1 protein-coding gene is annotated in these 1,505 nt (G+C 66.6%); it reads left to right on the top strand.

All coding sequences use genetic code 11. The features are described 5' to 3' along the window. The coding region (locus ACSFA3_RS22950) for a pentapeptide repeat-containing protein (protein ID WP_435507761.1) at positions 1-1,369 on the top strand (1,369 nt) is incomplete at its 5' end. Between the last annotated feature and the right edge of the window lie 136 nt (positions 1,370-1,505).

Raw genomic sequence — 1,505 nt, 5'->3', positions numbered from 1 at the left:
GAAGACGCGCGCCATGATCGCGGAGCAGCGCGCGAAGATGGAGCAGGTGCGCGCCGAGATGGCGGAGGCAGCCGAAGCCAACGCGGTCGAATCGCGCAAGGCGGGCTTCGACACCTCGAAGCTGATGGGGCAGAGCATCGCAATGAAGCAGAAGGGGCCGCCGAAGGTCGACGCCTGGTCGCGCATCGAGAAGCTGCGGCAGTCGCCCGCCGCGCCGGGCACGCGCCCCATGTCGCAGCAGGCGGCCGATGAATTGAAGCAGCTGTCCAGCACCGCCGGCGACCAGCTCATTGCCAACTACCGGCGCATGGCCCAGCACCAGGATGCGGCCGATGCGATGTCGCCCGAGGCGGCCGCGCAAACGCGTGCGCAGGCCGAACGCATCCTGGCCGATGGCCGCGACTTCTCCGACCTGGACCTCACCGGCGCCGATTTCTCTGGCATGGACCTGCGCGGCACGCGCTGGCGGCGCACGCTGCTGGAGAGCGCCGACTTCAGCGGCTGCGTGCTCGACGACGCCGACTTCGGCGAGGCACTGCTGGTGCGCGCCCGCTTCTCGCGCACCTCGCTGCGCGGCGTCGGTTTCGCCAAGGCCAACATGGTGCTGGCCGTCTGCGAGAACGCCGATTTCTCAGGGGCCCGCTTCGACGGGACCCAGCTCGACGAGCTGCGTGCCGAGGGCTGCGACTTCTCGGATGCGAAGCTCGACGACCTGACGCTGGACAAAGCCTATTTGAGCGACTGCAGGTTCGACCGCGCACAGCTCGTCTCGGTGGACTTTTTCGACGAGAGCGAACTGCACCGGGTCAGCTTCGACCATGCGCGCCTGCGCAAGGTCTCCTGGCACAAGTGCGTCGTCTCCGGGATGACTTTTACAGGCGCTGCGCTCGACACCTGCGACTGGACCGACAGCGAATGCCGCGGCGGCGTCGATTTCTCGGATGCGCGCGTGGAGAGCACCTGCTTCGTCGGCGCCAGCAAGCTGGGCGAGACGAAATTCCAGCGTGCGGTGCTGATCGACTGCAACCTGCGCGACGCGGTGCTCGATGCAACCGACTTCACCGGCGCGCGGATGGACAACACCGACTTCTCGAACGCCTCGATGCGCAATGCCGTGCTGGTGAACGCCGACGCCCGCGATTCCAGCTTCGTGCGCACCGATCTCACGGGCGCCACGCTCGCCGGTGCGAACCTGATCGGCGCGAACCTGCAGAAGGCCTTGCTCGCCTCGGCCAACTTTCATCGCGCGAACCTGTTCCAGGCCGACCTGGGCCAGTGCTTGATCGACAAATTCACCCGTTTCGACGAGGCCTACACCGAACAGGTCAAGACCGTGCCGAAGCGCGCGCCGGAGCAGGACACGCCATGACGCCCACACGCATCCAGGCCATGGTCCAGCTGGGCGACGAGGTCCGCGAGAAAAACCTGAAGGGGCTGAACTTCCGCGGCTTCGACCTGTCGGGCGTCATCTTCCTGTCGTGCGATTTCAGCGTCGCCGATCTGTC

It is taken from the genome of Variovorax glucosi (genome assembly GCF_051216695.1).
Classification (GTDB): Bacteria; Pseudomonadota; Gammaproteobacteria; order Burkholderiales; family Burkholderiaceae_C; genus Variovorax.
The sequence above is the reverse complement of the archived record's forward strand: the minus strand, read 5'-3'. Positions and strand labels throughout refer to the sequence as shown.